At 73.9% G+C, this 14,596-nt stretch carries 17 protein-coding genes; 8 read left to right on the forward strand and 9 right to left on the reverse strand.

Annotation, left to right across the window (positions count from 1 at the left end; translation table 11 throughout):
* Positions 1-97, forward strand: a 97-nt coding sequence (locus J5X75_RS13475) for a transposase (protein WP_208467988.1), incomplete at its 5' end; no start/stop codon positions are given.
* Between the two features lie 39 nt (positions 98-136).
* On the opposite strand, the gene J5X75_RS13480 is transcribed toward J5X75_RS13475, so the two are convergent.
* Complete coding sequence (locus tag J5X75_RS13480) at positions 137-526, reverse strand: hypothetical protein (RefSeq protein WP_208467709.1); 390 nt, start codon at positions 524-526, stop codon at positions 137-139.
* 53 nt (positions 527-579) lie between these two features.
* Complete coding sequence (locus J5X75_RS13485) at positions 580-807, reverse strand: hypothetical protein (RefSeq protein WP_208467710.1); 228 nt, start codon at positions 805-807, stop codon at positions 580-582.
* 256 nt (positions 808-1,063) lie between these two features.
* On the opposite strand from J5X75_RS13485, the gene J5X75_RS13490 reads away from it, so the two are divergent.
* A complete protein-coding gene (locus J5X75_RS13490; protein WP_208467711.1) occupies positions 1,064-1,396 on the forward strand; it encodes a Fic family protein in 333 nt (110 codons plus the stop codon).
* Between the two features lie 10 nt (positions 1,397-1,406).
* Here the strand turns inward: J5X75_RS13490 and J5X75_RS13495 are convergent, their stop codons facing one another.
* Positions 1,407-2,099 carry a DUF998 domain-containing protein gene (locus tag J5X75_RS13495; protein ID WP_208467712.1) on the reverse strand — a complete coding sequence of 231 codons (693 nt, stop codon included), beginning with the start codon at positions 2,097-2,099 and terminating at the stop codon, positions 1,407-1,409.
* Between the two features lie 130 nt (positions 2,100-2,229).
* Here J5X75_RS13495 and J5X75_RS13500 point away from each other — a divergent pair, with 130 nt between their 5' ends.
* On the forward strand, positions 2,230-2,811 hold the full coding sequence (locus J5X75_RS13500) for a TetR/AcrR family transcriptional regulator (protein ID WP_208467713.1): 582 nt from the start codon (positions 2,230-2,232) through the stop codon (positions 2,809-2,811).
* A gap of 61 nt (positions 2,812-2,872) precedes the next feature.
* On the opposite strand, the gene J5X75_RS13505 is transcribed toward J5X75_RS13500, so the two are convergent.
* Positions 2,873-3,409 (reverse strand): LuxR family transcriptional regulator, encoded by a 537-nt coding sequence (locus J5X75_RS13505; RefSeq protein WP_307798061.1) that lies wholly within the window; start codon positions 3,407-3,409, stop codon positions 2,873-2,875.
* Positions 3,406-5,898 carry a LuxR C-terminal-related transcriptional regulator gene (locus J5X75_RS45435; protein WP_208467714.1) on the reverse strand — a complete coding sequence of 831 codons (2,493 nt, stop codon included), beginning with the start codon at positions 5,896-5,898 and terminating at the stop codon, positions 3,406-3,408. The genes J5X75_RS13505 and J5X75_RS45435 overlap by 4 nt, the downstream gene beginning before the upstream one ends.
* 290 nt (positions 5,899-6,188) lie before the next feature.
* Between J5X75_RS45435 and J5X75_RS13515 the strand changes: the two genes are divergently transcribed.
* The 5 genes from J5X75_RS13515 (at position 6,189) to J5X75_RS13535 (ending at position 11,591) form a co-directional block, all read left to right on the forward strand.
* Positions 6,189-7,547 carry a dynamin family protein gene (locus J5X75_RS13515; protein ID WP_307798062.1) on the forward strand — a complete coding sequence of 453 codons (1,359 nt, stop codon included), beginning with the start codon at positions 6,189-6,191 and terminating at the stop codon, positions 7,545-7,547.
* The gene (locus J5X75_RS13520) at positions 7,535-9,319 is read left to right on the forward strand and encodes a dynamin family protein (protein ID WP_208467716.1); all 1,785 of its coding nucleotides are present in this window, start codon (positions 7,535-7,537) and stop codon (positions 9,317-9,319) included. Before J5X75_RS13515 ends, J5X75_RS13520 begins: the two co-directional genes overlap by 13 nt.
* Positions 9,316-9,771: a hypothetical protein gene (locus J5X75_RS13525; protein WP_208467717.1), complete on the forward strand. Its 456-nt coding sequence runs from the start codon at positions 9,316-9,318 to the stop codon at positions 9,769-9,771. The genes J5X75_RS13520 and J5X75_RS13525 overlap by 4 nt, the downstream gene beginning before the upstream one ends.
* Positions 9,772-9,843: 72 nt before the next feature.
* The gene (locus J5X75_RS13530) at positions 9,844-11,229 is read left to right on the forward strand and encodes an MFS transporter (RefSeq protein ID WP_208467718.1); all 1,386 of its coding nucleotides are present in this window, start codon (positions 9,844-9,846) and stop codon (positions 11,227-11,229) included.
* On the forward strand, positions 11,229-11,591 hold the full coding sequence (locus tag J5X75_RS13535) for a GntR family transcriptional regulator (protein ID WP_208467719.1): 363 nt from the start codon (positions 11,229-11,231) through the stop codon (positions 11,589-11,591). Before J5X75_RS13530 ends, J5X75_RS13535 begins: the two co-directional genes overlap by 1 nt.
* An 84-nt stretch (positions 11,592-11,675) precedes the next feature.
* Here J5X75_RS13535 and J5X75_RS13540 read toward each other — a convergent pair whose 3' ends face one another.
* The 4 genes from J5X75_RS13540 to J5X75_RS13555 all read right to left on the reverse strand — a co-directional run bounded on the left by J5X75_RS13540 (position 11,676) and on the right by J5X75_RS13555 (position 14,570).
* On the reverse strand, positions 11,676-12,443 hold the full coding sequence (locus J5X75_RS13540) for a hypothetical protein (RefSeq protein WP_208467720.1): 768 nt from the start codon (positions 12,441-12,443) through the stop codon (positions 11,676-11,678).
* A 115-nt stretch (positions 12,444-12,558) separates the two neighbouring features.
* Positions 12,559-13,251, reverse strand: a complete 693-nt coding sequence (locus J5X75_RS13545; RefSeq protein ID WP_208467721.1) for an SGNH/GDSL hydrolase family protein — start codon at positions 13,249-13,251, stop codon at positions 12,559-12,561.
* 34 nt (positions 13,252-13,285) lie between these two features.
* The gene (locus tag J5X75_RS13550; protein WP_208467722.1) at positions 13,286-13,681 is read right to left on the reverse strand and encodes a DUF1707 SHOCT-like domain-containing protein; all 396 of its coding nucleotides are present in this window, start codon (positions 13,679-13,681) and stop codon (positions 13,286-13,288) included.
* A gap of 22 nt (positions 13,682-13,703) precedes the next feature.
* A complete protein-coding gene (locus tag J5X75_RS13555; RefSeq protein WP_208467723.1) occupies positions 13,704-14,570 on the reverse strand; it encodes a hypothetical protein in 867 nt (288 codons plus the stop codon).
* Positions 14,571-14,596 lie beyond the last annotated feature (26 nt).

Raw genomic sequence — 14,596 nt, forward strand, 5'->3', positions numbered from 1 at the left:
CCTCTGGTCGCCGTCATACTTCGCCGGATCGTGCGGCGGCGCACCACTCGCGGTCGTCCGCGAATACATCGAAAACCAGAAACGTCCAGGTGGGTGACGGCGTTCCTCCCGGCCGTGAACGGCCGGGGTTCCCGCCTTATGAACTGCTGAACAGGTCCGGCGGCAGGAAGCAGCCGTAGTCCTGTAGTGGCGGGCCCTGATCGATGACGATCTCCTGAAGGTGCCCGGCCGGTGACAGGCCGTCCCGGCGGTCGGTGACCCGGTCGCCGGGCCGGCGTCCGCCGCGGCCCACCGGGTCGTCGACGGCGTCGGCGGCCAGTTGGCCGTCCCGGTCGAGCAGCGCGTGCACCGCGTCGTACACGTCGGCGATCGCCGCCGCGGCCTCCGCCTCGCTCAGCGCGGGGTCGCTGTCGCGTAACGCTCGACGGGCCGCCGCCAGGAGCCGCCGCGGATCGACCACGACGACGTCACGCCTGCTGCGGATGCTGATCGTCATCCCCGCCCGCGGCGGCACACCCTCGGTCACTCGCGAAGCCTAAGCGGTTCCGGACGGCGGAGCCGGGCGGCCGCGTCCGGACGCTACAAGACAGCCCGCAGACATTCGGCATCCTGCTTCGACAGTTCCAGCGTGCCCCGCCCGGTCTGCAGGAACACCGTGCCGGTGACCGCGTCGCGTTCCGCTGCCCACGCGACCTGCTCGCCCTGTCCCAGCCCGGCGCCGGTGGACCAGCGGCCGGCCCCGGCCTGCCGGGTGAACACCCGGCTGGCCGATCGGCCCGTGCGGGGCAGCCGGGACAGCAGCCACACGGCGGGGGCGACAGCGAGGATCAGCGACCCGACCCCGTCATCGAGGCGTCCGGTGCCACGAACCCGGCGAAGACGTGAAACAGCGGACCCAGCGCCGTCAGCAACAGCAGACCGATCACAGTACTTCTTCGCATACAGCCCCTGCCTGGAGAGATCGGTGTGGCACCGGTCCGAGGTCGACGGGTGCGGCAAAGCGACGCTCTCATCGACCGTACCGGGGCTCACCTGAGAACACCGGTGACGGCGTACCGGCGGCATGGCGGCTCGGGGACGCGTACGCCGAACAGGGCCGGGCACGTCGCGGCGATTCGCGGCCTGCCTGGCCGAAGCCACCGATCCGCGGGTTCCGGTGGCGGCGCGGGCCGCCCGGGTCTATCTGGATGTGGCGTTCGTGCACCCGTTCCCGGACGGCAACGCCCGCGCGGCGATGCTGTGCCTGTCCTTCGTGCTGGCCCGCGACCGCATCGTTCTCGATGTGGCGGCGCCCGTGGTGCGCGTCCGCCGGCGTGCGGACGATCTGCCGGGAGCGGTGGATCTGGTGCGCCTGGTCACGGTCCTCATCGACGCCACCCGCCGTCGCGGCGCCTGACCGGGCCGTATCACGCGTCTGCGGCAGTGGCGCCCCGGTCGTTTCTCGACAGGGACGTGCCGGCGCAGATGAAGCCGATCAGGATGGGATAGACAGCGCAGCGTTCGACCAGGCCGATCAGGCCGGCCGAGGTGCCGGCGATGGCCAGGAAGCCGGCCAGCGACAGCAGCCCGACGACACCGAGGGCGACCATGGTCCGGCCGGTGCCGGCGGCGAGGGCGGTGTGCCGGTGCGCGCGGCCGAGAATGATGATCAGCGTGTTGCCGCCGACGATGGCGGCCAGGGCGCCCACGGAGTGCAAGTCGATGGCGCCGCTGTCGGGGGTTTCGCCGGATCCGGGGAAGAGGGCCAGCAGGACCCCTCCGGCAGCCAGCAGGAACGCCAGCGTGTTCACTGCCCAGCGGCGCGGGCCGCGGAGGCCCGCGAGCATGGCGGTGCCGCCGAACAGGGTGATGCCGAACAGGAGGAATCCGAGGTTCATGACCCACGCCAGCGGCGAGTACATGAGCTGCCCGAATCCCTGGGTGGGGCCGTGCACGCCGAGGTTGCTGATGTAGTGGTAGGTGTAGCTGTAGGGCGGGTCGGTCCAGGCCGCCGCGGCGATGAACTCGGCGATGAAGAAGATCAGCCCGCCTGCGATGAGCACGATGCCGGCGGTGCGGCGTCGTCGCGGGGGCTGCGTGTGCACCAGTGTCGCGGTCATAACTCCTTCTCTCCCGGCGTCCCGTCGCGGGCGCCGATGACGTGCCGAATTTCCGAACTAACACCAATACTGTATCGAGACCAGTTTTGGAGTCAACCCGGATAGCAAGCGGGCCCAGTACGCTGTCGCCATGACCGACGGGCACACCACCGGACGACGGGAACGGAAGAAGGCGGCGACCCGGGCGTCGATCGTGCGGGCCGCCCACGAGCTGTTCCTCGAACGAGGCTTCGACGCGGTCAGCGTCCGCGAGATCGCCGACCGGGCGGATGTGTCGCCGACCACCGTGTTCACGCACTTCCCGCAGAAGGAGGCCCTCGCGTTCGGTGACGAGGACGTGCGACACGAGCGGCTCGTCGCGGCGGTCGCCGGCCGGCCGCCGGGGACCTCGATCTCCGCCGCGCTCAAGGCGCACTACCTCGCGGAGATCACCGCGCTCGGATCCGAACCCGAACGGTCGCTGCTCGCCCTCATGGACCAGACACCGGCCCTGGTCGCGTACGCCGAACGTATGTGGTTCCGCCACGAAGACGCCCTGATCGCGGCGATCACCGACGAGATGGGGCTGCCCGAGCCGAGCGACGAGATCCGCTTCTACGTGCGCTTCGCCCTGCAGATTCAGCTCAGCGCGACCCGCGACGCCGACCCGGAGTCCACCATCGACGCGGGGTTCCGGCTGCTCGACGAGGGCTGGCAGCGTTACCTTCGCTGACCCGCACCGGCCGGGCAATCGGAAGGCGAGAAGGACCGCTGTGGGCGTACCGGTGGAAGGTCTATTCGGGAGCGCGCTGCCGCTGACGCAGATAGGCCAGGACGGCCTCGCGGGTCGTGCGGACGCCGAACAGGGCGCGGGCTTCGGCGATACGGCGGTTGGCGGTACGCAGGGAGAGGAATTCGGCGGCCGCTGCGGCGGCGATGGTGTCGCCGGCGGCGAGGCGGTCGAGCAGGGCGCGCTGTTCGGGGATGAGGTTGGCGATGACGTCGGATCCGTCGATGCCGCGGTGGACCGGGCCGAGGCGGGACAGGTCGTCGACCAGGGCGCGCCCGGCCGGGGATTCGGTGTCGCAGACGGCGACGACGGCGGCGCCACGGGCGGCGGCCAGGACGGCGAGTTTGGCGGTTTCCAGGTCGTCGTCGGCGATCCGGCCGTGCAGAACCAGGTGGGCGGCGCCGACGTCCCAGGACGGGTCGGGCAGGGCGAACCCGGCGCGGGCGGTCCAGCCGTCGCGGCTGAGGCGCCGCAGTACGGTGTCGGCTTCGGCGGAGGTGGCTACCACGTGGCGGGGGGCGTCGTCGGGCTGTCTTATCACCGGCCGTCCTCGCTGATGTCGAAGGGATGGGTGGCGAAGGCCAGGGCGGCGGCCTCGGTACGGGTCCGCGCACCGAGTTTGCGCATGCTGGCCCGGATGTGGGTGTCCACGGTCTCGGCGGAGATGCCGAGTTGCCCGGCGATGCGGCGGGTCGGTTCCCCGGCGGCGACCAGCCGCAGCACGTCGCGTTCGCGCTGGGTGAGCCGGCCTTCGGAGCGGGGGCTGCGGGTGTCGCGGTGGATCTGGTGGCGGCGCAGCCCGCGGCGGGCCCGGCCGGCCAGCACGGTGAGCCCGGCGCTGTCGGCGAGGTGTTCGGCGCGCAGCAGGGCGGCCACGGCACGGTCGCGGTCGGCGCTGGTCAGGCCGGCGGCGATGAGGCAGCGGACCTGTTCGCGCAGGGCGACCGGCTGCCAGCTGTCGGCGGCGTCGTCGAGGCCGGAGCCGACGGCCCAGGCGGTCAGGGTGCGGCGGGCGGGTGCGGGCAGGTCGACCGGGATGGCGGTGGCCGCCTGCGTGCCCAGGTCGTAGGCGGCCCACCGGGCGGTGATCGCGTGCAGGCCGGCGAGCAGGCCGGTGCCGGTTTCGGCGGGGGCGCGGACGGCCCGGTCGGGTTGCCCGTCGAGCCAGGCCGCCTCGCGGGCCACCCAGGCGACGGCCGGGTGGATGCCGGCGGTGTCGAGGCGGGCGCGGGCGGCGGCGAGCAGCCCGGTGTCGGCTTCGATGAGGGCGGTCGCGGCGATCGCGTACGCGCGGGCCTGCTCGGGCAGGGCCCGGTCGGTGAGGTTCGCGGCCCGGCGCAGCACGCCTTCGGTGCCGTCCCAGGCGAGGGTGGCCGGGAAGCCGGGGCCGTGCAGGGCGAGTGCCCAGTCGGCGGCGGCCAGGAAGCGGGTCTGCCAGCCGTAGGCGAGGTCGTCGCCGGCGGTGGCGGCGGCGCGCAGGGCGGCGGTGGCGGCGTCGACGAGCCGGCCCTCGGCGGCGAGGTGTTCGACGAGCAGCCACGCCGACCAGCGGGTGATCAGCGGGTCGCCGCCGGTGTCGGCGACGGCGGCGAGGGTGTCGTCCCAGCCGGGTTGCCGGTGGGTGGCGCGGACGGCGGCCAGCGCGGCCCGGATGCCGGCTGGTGGCTGCGGATGCCGGACGGCGATCTTGTCGGCGAGTTCCAGGGCGGCCATCGGTTCGGTGGCCAGCACGGACAGCAGCATGACCCGGTCGCGGGCGGCGACGACCCGGGCGGCCGCGGTGTCCGGGACGGCCCGGACGGTGTCGCGGGCGGTGACCGGGTCGCCGGCTTGGAGAAGCGCTTCGCCGCGCAGGACGGCGGCTTCCAGGGCGAGCGGGTCGGTGGTGGCGGACGGGCGGGTGCCGGGGTCCGCGGACAGGAACACGGCGGGCACGATCGGCCGTAGCACGTCGGCCGCGTCGGCGGCCCGGCCGGCCGCCAGCGCGGCGTCGGCGGCCGCGAGCCGCACCCGTGGGTCGACGCCGGTCGGTAAAGCGCAGGCGAACAGCAGCAGCGCGGCGCGTTCGGCGCCGGCCAGGCGGTCGGCCGCGCCGAGAGCCTTCCGGTACGCGGCGGCCGGGTCCCCGGCGGCCGCGAGGTGCCGGGCGGCTTCGGCGGGCGGTGTCAGGTCGGCGAGGCGGGCGTGCATCTCGGCGCGGGCCGGCGCGTCGAGCAGCCCGGCGGCGGTTTCGGCCACGTAGGCGGACACCGGCAGCAGGGATCCGCCGGGTTCGGCGGTGACCAGGCCGGCGGCGAGCAGGTCGGCGGCGCCGGTGCCGAGCAGGGCGGGTGGGGCGGGCCGGCCGAGCAGCCCGAGCGCGGCCAGGGCGGTGCGGGCGGGGCGGGGCAGGTCGGCGAGGGCGGTGGCTATCGCGTACGCCACCTGGTCGATGTCCTCGCCGATCGGCGCGCGGCCGGCGGCCGCCTGCCGGGCCAGCGCGATGATCGCCAGGGGGTTGCCGCCGGCGCGGGCCACGACGGCGGCCGCGGCCTGGTCGTCGAGGCCGCCGGCGGTCTGCCGGGCCAGGGTGTGTGCGGCGTCGGCGGTCAGGGGTGGCACCGCGATCCAGGCGGTGGCGGCCTGCCGCAGCGCGGCGTGCGCGGTGTCGCTCAGCCGATGCGGGGTACGCAGGGCGACCAGCACCCGGCAGCCGCGGGCGAGGTGCGGCAGTGCGGCGAGGGTGGCCGCGTCGACGTGCTGGAGGTCGTCGAGCACGAGCAGCCCGCCCCGCACCCGGGAGCGGACGGCTTCGGCGAGCAGGGGGATGTCGTCGCCGGGCAGCCGGGCGCGCACGGCCCGTGACAGGGCGAGGGCGGGTACGGTGGCGAGCATGGCGAGGCCGCCGCCGAGGTGGGCGGGGCCGGGCACGCCTGCGGCGATGCGGCGCAGCAGGGTGGTGCGGCCACAACCGGGTGGCCCGGCGATCACGACGAGTGCGGGCCCTTGGCACAGCGCGGTACGGGCGGCCTCCTCTGGGTCGTCCGTCACCTGCGCTCCCCCTTCACTGGCACGAACACGGGATCCCGGCCGCGGCGCCGTCGTCCGTAGGCTGCACGGTGTAGACCACTCCTGTTCCCGCTATCGAAGGGTCCCTTCGTGCCGACGACATCCGCGATACGCACATTGTCGCCGACGGTGTGCTGCGCTGACGAGTCGAAGTGACCGGGCCACTCACCACCGGCATCGCGACTCTCTGTAACGAGATCGTCACGAGGGTCTCCTCCGATGCTGGTCAACACGTACAGCAAATCAGTAACCGTCTTCACGATCCGTTACGGGTGGCGGTCGCCGGTCGCTTGAAAGCCGGAAAGTCGACACTAGTCAACGCGCTCATCGGCCGTCGCGTCGCCCCCACCGCGGCCGGCGAGTGCACCCGGGTGGTCACCCGCTTCCGCTACGGTCCGGCCGACCGCATCGACGTGGTCACCCGCGACGGCGACCGGCACAGCCTGCCGCTGGACGAGGACGGCATGGTGCCCGCCCGCCTCGGCGTGCCGGCGGCCCGGATCGGGTACGTCGACGTGGCCCTCACCAGCGACCGGCTGCGCGACCTGACCGTCGTGGACACACCCGGCCTGTCGTCGACCGACACCGCCGGCAGCGCCCGGGCGGAGGCCGCGGTCGGCATCGACGACGACTCGGCCGGGGAGGTCGCCGCCGCCGAGGCCGTGGTGTACGTCTTCACCCAGGCGGTACGCGCCGACGACGTCCGCGCGCTGGAGGCCTTTCACACCGCGTCGGCGCGGCTGGCGACCAGCCCGATCAACGCGATCGGGGTGCTGGCGAAGGTCGACACCCTGGTCGGCGGCCCGGACGACCCGTGGCCGGTGGCCGGCCCGCTGGCCGCCCAGCAGGCCGGCCTGCTCGCCCGGACCGTCGGCGACGTCGTCCCGGTCGCCGGGCTGCTCGCCGAGACCGCCGAGTCCGGCCGGCTGACCGGCGGCGACCGCGACGCCCTGGCGAAACTGGCGGTGCTGCCGGCCGCCGAGCTGACCCTGCTGCTGACCTCGGCCGACCTGTTCCGGTCCCGGCCCGCACCGGTCGGCCGCGACCAGCGGGAACGGCTGCTGACCCGCCTCGACCTGTACGGCATCGGCTTCGCCTGCGCCCAGCTGGCCGCCGACCCACGGCTGTCCACCGGCGAACTGGTGCGCCGGCTGGCCGCCGCGTCCGGGCTGGCCCGGCTGTCGGCGACGGTCGACCAGACGTTCCGCTGGCGCTCGGACGCGATCAAGGCCGGGTGGGCGCTGACCCGCCTGGAACGGCTGTCGCGGCACGGGCTGCAGCGCCGCGACCAGGAGACCGTCCGCGACGCCCTGGAGCAGGCGCTGCGCGACCCGGCCTACCACCGGCTGCGGCTGCTCGACGCCGCCCAGCGGGCCGCCACCGGCACGGTGCCGCTGCCCGGCGACTGGGAGCAGGAGCTGATCCGGCTGGCCACCTCCGACGATCCGCGCTGGATCCTGCGGCTGCCCGAGGCCGGCGGCGGCGAACTGGCCACGGCCGCGGTGGCGGCGGCCGGACGATGGCGCGCGTACGCGGTCGACGGCGCCGGCCCCGCGCAGGCCCGCATCGCCCAGGTCGCCCACCGCGGTTTCCAGCTGCTCGCCCAGGAGGTGCGCCGGTGCGCGACCTGACCACCCTGCTGGACACCGCGGTCCGCGACACCATGTCGTACCTGCGTACCGCCGACCCGGACGCGGCCGCCGACCTCGCCGAACTGCGCCGCGCCCACCTCACCCGGCCCGGTGTGGTGGTCGTCGGCGAGACCAAACGCGGTAAGAGCTCGCTGGTGAACGCGCTGCTCGGGGTGCCCGGCCTGTCGCCGGTCGACGCCGCCGTCACCACCGCCGCCTACCTGAGTTTCGTGCCCGGGACGGCGTTCACGGCGCGGGCGTGGCTGCCCGGCGGCGAGGAGATCGAGATCGACTCGCTCGACGAGTGGGCGCGCGGCCGGCAGCGGGCCCGCCGTATCGAGGTCACCCATCCGGCGCCGATGCTGCAGTACCTGACCCTGCTGGACACCCCGGGCGCGGGCGGTCTCGACCCGGTGCACGCCACCATCGCCCTGGACGCGGTCCGCCGCGCCTCGGCGCTGCTGTTCGTCGCCGACGCGTCGGCCCCGCTGTCGCAGCCGGAACTCGACTTCCTGGCCGCCGCCGCGGAACGCGTCGACGCGGTCGTCTTCGCCCTCACCAAGATCGACGCGTTCGGTCAGTGGCGGGCCATCGCCGAGGACAACCGGTCGCTGTTGCAGGCGCACGCGCCCCGGTTCGCGGCCGCACCGTGGTACCCGGTGTCGGCCCGGATGGCCGAATTGGCCCTGGCCGCCGGCGACGCCGGCACCCGCGACGCGCTGGCGGCCGAGTCCCGGGTGCCGGCCCTGCAGCACGCGCTGGTCGAACTGGCCGGCCGCGGCCACCAGCTGCGGCTGGCCAACGTGCTGCGCGCCGCCCACCGCGACCTGACCCGGCTACGCGACGCGGCCGAGGAACGGGTCACGGCGACGTCGGCGGACGCGGCCGGGCAGGCCGCCACCCGCGCCGAGCGGGCCGCGCTGGCCGCCCGCAAACGCACCGAGTCACGGCAGTGGACGCTGAAACTCAACGCCGAGATCCAGCACGCCCGGGTCGCCGTCGTCGGGCAGCTGCGGACCCGGCTCACCGAGGTGCAGCACGACTACGCCCGCCGCATCGACCAGGCCCGCGGGGAGGCGCTGGCCGCGCTGCCCGACGACCTGGACACCCAGTTGCAGGCGGTGGCGGCGCACCTGTCGGCCCGGCTGGAGGACACCTACCGGGAGGTGGCCGAGAAGGTGCTGGCCGACGCGTTCGACCCGGCCCGGGTCAGCGCCACCCTGCGCCACCACCTGATCGCCGGGCCGCCGCGTGACGGCTCCGGCGAGAACCTGCTGATCGCCCTGTCCGCGGGCGGGGTGGCGCTGATCGCCGGCCGGGGCGCGGCGCTGGGGGCGGCCGCGCTCGGCGTGTCCGGCGGGCTGCTGCTGCCGGTCGCCGGGATCGGGCTGGGCCTGGCCGCCGGCGGCTACGTCATCTACCGGCGCCGGGTGCACACCGACCGCCGGCACGCCCACACCTGGCTGCGTGACGTGCTGGCCGAGGCCCGGGCCGCGCTCACCGACGAGATCAGCGGCCGGTTCACCGACCTGCAGTACGCGCTGTCGGTGGCCCTGGACGAGGCGATCGAACGGCGGCTGCGTGAGCTGGACACGCTGATCGCCGAGATCGACGCGGCGGCCGCCGAGGACGCCGCGGGCCGCGCCAAACGGCGGGCCGCCGCCGTCACCGACCGCGACGCCGCGGCGTCGCGGCTGCGGCAGGCCGACGAGGCGCTGCTGCGGGCCCGTTCCCTGACCCCCACCCCCATCGACGAGGAAGGTTCGCGATGACCGACCACTGGGATTTCCACGACGATTTCGACGATCTGACGCCGGACGACGTGCCGGAGCCGGATCCGCTGGTCCACGATCAACCGGAGTGGGATCTCCCCGACGACGCCGCGGACCTGCCGGAGCTGCCGGACATCGACCTGCCGGGCACCGAGCTGCCGGAGCTGCCGGAGCTGCCGGACGTGGTCGACGATGCCGTCTTCCCGCCCACCCTGGACATCGGTGACCTGCCGGAACCGGTCGACGGGTTCCCCTGGGTGGACTCCGCCACCCTCGGCGCGGCGGACCCGGCCGGCTTCACCCCGCCGGTCGAGCCGGTCACCGCGGGCGAGCTCGCCGCCTACGCCGGGGTGGAGATCCCGCCCGGCGCCGACCCGTGGACGTTCCTGGCCTCCTCCGACGATCCGGCCACCGCGGCGCTGGCCCAGTGGTGGACACAGGGCGAACAGTGATCCACATCTCCCGCTGACCGCGCTCAGGTGGCATCATGTCCGCGCACCGACCATTTTCAGGAGCGGACGTAGATGGCCGTCGACGGCAGCACCACCACCACTCTCGCACCCAAGCGGGAACGCACCGGCTGGTACCTGTATGACTGGGCGAACTCGGCGTTCTCCACCACCGTCATCACCGTGTTCCTCGGGCCGTTCCTGACCAGCGTCACCGAACAGGCCGCCGGCTGCGCCATCGACGCCGACGAGTGCACCGCGAAGGTGTACCCGCTCGGCATCCCGGTCGCCACCGGCTCCTACTTCCCCTACCTGGTGTCGCTGTCGGTTCTGCTGACCGTCTTCATCCTGCCGATCATGGGGGCTGTCGCCGACCGCGCCCCGCGTAAGAAGCCGCTGCTGGCCGGGGCCGCGTTCACCGGCGCCGCCGCCACCGTGGCGATGGCGTTCGTGACCGGCGACCGCTATCTGCTCGGCGGGATCCTGTTCATCATCGCCAACATCGCCTTCGGCGCGGCGATCGTCGTCTACCACTCGTTCCTGCCGCTGCTGGCCGGCCCCGACGACCGCGACCGCATCTCCAGCCGCGGCTGGGCCATCGGCTACCTGGGCGGCGGCGTCCTGCTGCTGCTCAACCTGATCGCCGTGATGTCGCTGTCGCAGGAGGGCAACCCGCAGCGCACCCTCGATCTGGCCCGCTGGTCGATCGTGTCGGCCGGCGTCTGGTGGGCGCTGTTCACCATCGTGCCGCTGCTGTGGCTGCGCGAGCACCCCAGCGTCTCCGCGGTCACCGGCGGCGCCGGCCGCGGCAACGTGCTCACCGACGGGTTCAAACAGCTCGGCCACACCCTCAAGGGCATGCGCGCCTACCCGCTGACGCTGTTCTTCCTCGGCGCCTACCTGATCTACAACGACGGCATCCAGACGGTCATCTCTCTGGCCAGCCAGTTCGGCAGCGAGGAACTGAAACTGGAACAGTCCACGATGATCCTCACCATCCTGATCGTGCAGTTCCTGGCGTTCGGCGGCGCCCTGCTGCTCGGCGCGCTCGCCACCCGGATCGGCGCCCGCAAGACCATCCTGATCGCCCTGGCGCTGTGGCTGCTGGTGGTGGTCGCCGCCTACTGGCTGCCGGAGGGCGAGCCGGTGCCGTTCATGCTGCTCGGCGCCGGCATCGGCCTGGTGATGGGCGGCAGCCAGGCCCTGTCGAGAAGCCTGTTCTCCCAGCTCATCCCGGCCGGCAAGGAAGGCGAGTACTTCGGCTTCTACGAGATCAGCGACAAGGGCACCAGCTGGCTGGGCCCGCTGTTCTTCGGCCTGATCTTCCAGATCACCAGCAGCTACCGGGCCGGTATCGTCTCCCTGGTGCTGTTCTTCGTGGTCGGCGGCGTGCTGCTGGCGTTCGTGCCGCTGCGGCGTGCCATCCTCGCGGCCGGCAACACCCCGCCCAAGCTGATCTGATGGACATCACCATCGACCCGGCGTCGCCCACCCCGCCGTACGAGCAGGTGCGGCTGCGCATCGCCGCGCAGGCCGCCGACGGTGTGCTGCCCGCCGGCACCCGCCTGCCCCCGGTCCGGCGGCTCGCCGAGGATCTGGGGCTGGCGGTGAACACGGTGGCCCGCGCCTACCGGGAGCTCGAGCAGGCCGGCCTCGTCGAGACCCGGGGCCGGCACGGCACGGTGGTCACCGCCCGGGCGGGCGCGACGCCGGCCGAGGCCCAGCAGGCCGCCGCGGCCTACGCGACGCGGATCCGCGCCCTCGGCGTGCCAACCGAGACGGCCCTGTCGCTGGTCAGGGCCGCCCTGGACGATCAAGACTGATTTCTTGTACGGGTGAGCCCGTCGCGTCGTCGCCGGGACCGTTGCGCCCGACCGGTGCCGCGCCCGCCGGGCGTGGATCGGTGGTCAGGCTTGCGGCGGATCCGGGGTGGTGGTGACCCGGAAACCGACCCGGCCGTTGCGCAGCAGGGTCCGTTCCCGCCGGCCGCCGATGTCGTAGGTGACGAGCAGGTCGAAGGTGTAGGCGCCGGTGTCGGCGCGGAAACTGAACAGCAGGTCCTGTTTCTCGCCGTCCTCGATGAGCATGCCCGGGTACTCCTCGAAGTACGGGCGGGTGGCGCGGCCGTCCTCGTCGGTCGACCACATCAGCGGGTCGACGTCGGCCAGGTCGAACATCATCGGCGCCGGTTCGGCGCCGGTGCCGTGCAGCGGGATCAGGGCGGCGTGCGGGACGCATTCGGTGACGACGTTGACCGGGCGGATGTCGGTGACGCTGATCAGCCGGCTGCTCACGTTCTCGAAGGTGACCTGGGCGACGGCGCCCGCGGCCGCGAACCCGCCCCGGCCCAGCACGTAGGGCACGTCGATCGGGTCGCCCATGCCGGCCACGTCGGGCAGCGTCCGCAGGGTCTCGGCGGACAGCGCGACATCGTGCGGATGGTCGGCGGCCGGATATTCGCGGGTGGCGGTCCGCAGCGCGGTTCCGGTGGCGCTCACCCGGGAGCCGGCCGGGTGGGGGCAGTCGGCGCTCGGGGGTGTGGCGTGCCGGGTCGTCGCCGTGACCGCCACGGGGACCGGCACGGGTTCGGCGGCGGACGGCTGGGGTCGGCAGACCGTGACGGGCGTCAGCGCCAGCACGGTCCAGATGGCCAGAAACGGTCGTGGTCGAGGCACGGATCCTCCCTGCGACGTGGATCTGTGCCCGACCATAGGGCTCCGCGGATGCCTCGTCAGGGCATCGATCGGGTGTAACGGACATCCGACAGCGCCGCCGGCCTGCCGGACCGGCTCAGCCGCCCGGGTGCAGCGCCTCCCACCAGGCGGCACGAATCTGGTGCGCACCCCACGCGTTGGGTTCGATCACTCCGCAGAACCACAGGTCACGCTGGTCCGGGCGCGGGTCCGGGCGGGCCGGGTCACCGGCCGTCACACCGTGGCCGTGGAAGCGGGCGTGCACGTCGGCGAGCAGCGCGCCGTGCCGGGCCGCCAGCGCCGCCAGGTCGCGGTTGAGCGCCGCCACCCACCGCGGGCCGCCCGGCCACGGCGCAAGCCCCGATCCGCCGATCACGCCGGTGCCGTCGCTAGGGTCGTAGACGGTGGTGACCACGATCGGACACGACGGGCCGGTCAGGGCCCGCAGCCGCGACAGCACGCCCTCGGCTTGCGCGGCGACCCGGGCCACGACGGCCGCGGCCGCCGTGTCGTCGCCGTAGGCGCCCATCAGGTCGTTGCCGCCCATCGTCACGGTCACCAGATCCGGGACGCCGCTGATCTGCGGCAGCTGCCGGTTCAGCACGTCGGCGACGACGGCACCGTCGCGGGCCAGCAGCCGCAGCGTCCAGCCGGGCAGGTCCCGGCCGGCCCAACCGGCGAAGTCCCGGTCGTGGTTGCGGTGCAGCAGGCTCGCCGCGCCGCGGCCGGGACCGCCCGCGTAGTCGTCGATGGACATCGAGTCGCCGAGCGCGACGTACAAACCGGTCACAGTCGCCGATCATGACGGATCGGCGGGCCGCCCGTCATGCGGATTTACCGCGGCCCCACGTCTGCCCGACGAACACCAGCAGCACGGTGATCCCGACCGTGACGGCCAGCGACCACCAGGCGCCGTAGACCACACCCATGACGATCGACACCGGTACGCCCAGCATCAGCGCCACCATCCCGGAGACCACGCCGGCGGCCTCGTCGTCCTCGTCGTCGGCCGGTTTCGTCAGCCGCGGATGCGGGTCCGGCAGATCGGCGAAGACCTCCTCCAGCGCGGTACGGGTACGCGCGGCCTGACAGTCCAGCAGCCGCTGCTCGAACTCGCCGGCGTCGATGCGCTCAGCGTCCAGGTGCTCCTGCAGCGCCTCGCGTGCCAGCTCCCGTTCGGGCGAGCCGATACGCAGGTCGGGCCCTTTCACGACGGTCACGCGCTCAGGGTAGCGGCCGCTGTCACCGGGGCGTGTCGCGCAGCACGGCGACGGCGGCCACGGTGGCGTAGCCACGCCACTCGACGGCGGCCGCCGGACTGTACGCCGGAAACGTGACCGCCCAGCCGCCGTCCGCCTGCTGCCCGGCCGCGAGCCGCCGCCGGTCGGCGGCCACCGCGCCCGGGTCGAACAGCCGCCGCGACGCCGTACCCGGGTATGGGGTGAAGTCCAGCGGATACAGCACCTCACCGTCGGCGCCGCCGGCCACCGGCGTCGGCCCGTCCATGCGCACGAACCCGGCGAGCCGCTCCAGCAGCGCCGGCGCGCCGATCGCGTCGAGCAGCCGCAGCGCGAACATCAGCTCGTACGCGGGCGGCGCCGTCTCGACCCGCTCCAGCGTGGCAAGGCAGTAGCCGGTGGCGGCGGCCAGCCACGGGTGCCCGCCGACGTCGGGCCGGTGCCGGGCCAGCCGGTGCGCGTGCCCCGCCAGCTGGGCGGTCATCTGCAACGACGACACGCCCGGGTCGGCGCCGATCCAGTGTGGGGCGCTGCCGGTGGTGTCGCCGAACGGCAGCGCGAACGGCACTCCCCCGTCGTCGAGGCTGTGCCGCCCGAGCCAGTCGAGCAGCGCGATGGGCCGTGGCCCGGGGTCGCGGATCTCGGCCATCACCTCCAGGGCGTGCATGGCGGCGACCGGCTGGCTGGTCACCGACCGCAGGTCCGGCTCCAGCGCCCACCCGTACCCGCCGTCGGGGTTGCGGTAGCCGTCCAGCGCCCGCACCACCTGCTCGGCGGGCAGGTCACCGAGCAGGTGGTGCAGCCGCCGCCGGTCCAGGTTGCGGGCGTTCGCGGCGGTGAACGTCACCGCCGCCCCGAGATCGAATTCCATGCGTTTCATCCTTCCACCGCCCGCCG

It is taken from the genome of Actinoplanes flavus (assembly GCF_017592555.1).
In the GTDB taxonomy this organism is placed as follows: Bacteria; Actinomycetota; Actinomycetes; order Mycobacteriales; family Micromonosporaceae; genus Actinoplanes; species Actinoplanes flavus.

Coding starts and splice junctions, on each gene's coding strand:
- J5X75_RS13535 (WP_208467719.1), top strand. CDS start 11,229: ATGGACATCACCATCGACCCGGCGTCGCCCACCCCGCCGTACGAGCAG.
- J5X75_RS13530 (WP_208467718.1), top strand. CDS start 9,844: ATGGCCGTCGACGGCAGCACCACCACCACTCTCGCACCCAAGCGGGAA.
- J5X75_RS13495 (WP_208467712.1), bottom strand. CDS start 2,099: ATGACCGCGACACTGGTGCACACGCAGCCCCCGCGACGACGCCGCACC.
- J5X75_RS13500 (WP_208467713.1), top strand. CDS start 2,230: ATGACCGACGGGCACACCACCGGACGACGGGAACGGAAGAAGGCGGCG.
- J5X75_RS13490 (WP_208467711.1), top strand. CDS start 1,064: ATGGCGGCTCGGGGACGCGTACGCCGAACAGGGCCGGGCACGTCGCGG.
- J5X75_RS13555 (WP_208467723.1), bottom strand. CDS start 14,570: ATGGAATTCGATCTCGGGGCGGCGGTGACGTTCACCGCCGCGAACGCC.
- J5X75_RS13525 (WP_208467717.1), top strand. CDS start 9,316: ATGACCGACCACTGGGATTTCCACGACGATTTCGACGATCTGACGCCG.